The organism is Citrobacter sp. Awk 2, from assembly GCF_028069815.1.
GTDB lineage: Bacteria > Pseudomonadota > Gammaproteobacteria > Enterobacterales > Enterobacteriaceae > Citrobacter.
Map to the genome: position 1 here is coordinate 1 of NZ_JANEWL010000236.1, position 806 is coordinate 806.

At 43.2% G+C, this 806-nt stretch carries 1 protein-coding gene and 1 pseudogene; both read right to left on the reverse strand.

The window, feature by feature from the left end:
- A partial coding sequence (locus NNO02_RS23405; protein ID WP_442867933.1) for a T6SS effector phospholipase Tle3 domain-containing protein occupies positions 1-542 on the reverse strand: 542 nt, incomplete at its 3' end.
- Positions 523-806: pseudogene (locus NNO02_RS23410) on the reverse strand (hypothetical protein); the annotation flags it as partial. The pseudogene NNO02_RS23410 and the gene NNO02_RS23405, both read right to left, overlap by 20 nt.

Here is an 806-nt window from a genome sequence, read left to right on the forward strand (position 1 = left end):
CTCCATAAACTGACCAGTTGGTTGCAGCCATTCTGGAACGGACCACCTCCCCAGTAAAAGGGGCCTTTGCTTTTTCGTTGTTCAGGCGTCAGGTCGTAATAATTATCACCCTGTTTGTTTTTAAGCGGGATTGCATATTTATCGACTTCATTATCAGCGGCACGATAGCCCCAGTAGAAACGAACAACCGGGGAACGCCCCTCTTCAGTAATTTTTCGCAGGGGTACTACCCACTCAGTTTGATCTTTATTCCAGTGCGACACTGAATATTTGTGCTCTTTTAATTTCGAGTTTGGACTGTGGGTCAGACTAAGACGTTTATTCAACCCGTCACAAAGAGCTTTTTCAGCATGATCATACCATTCCCCCTCTGAGTTGACACCGTGAACAAAAATTATTATCCCCGGTAACTGCAATGGAGGTTGAACTTCGATTCGTGTTTTTATATTTTTATGTGAAGTCATTGAGTAAGCATAAGGTGTTCCATTATCTGTGACATGAACATCGGCTTTCCTGGTCGGTTCAGATGTTTTGGCGTTCATTTCCCTCCCCCCCTGATTGCTGCTTAGGTTTTAACTCGCGATCACACTGCATATGCACCTGCTTTACCTTAGATATATCATCCATGGGTAATTTTTCCTGATATTCTGGCCCTGTCACTCCGGGATAAGCCGGATTAGCAAGCTTGGTAGCTGGACTAAATGTCCATTTCAAAACATAACCATCTTCCGCAATCCTTTCATCACCAGAAAACTCAATCAAATAAAACCCTTCATCAGTCACCAACATGTCATAGTCTTTTGTAT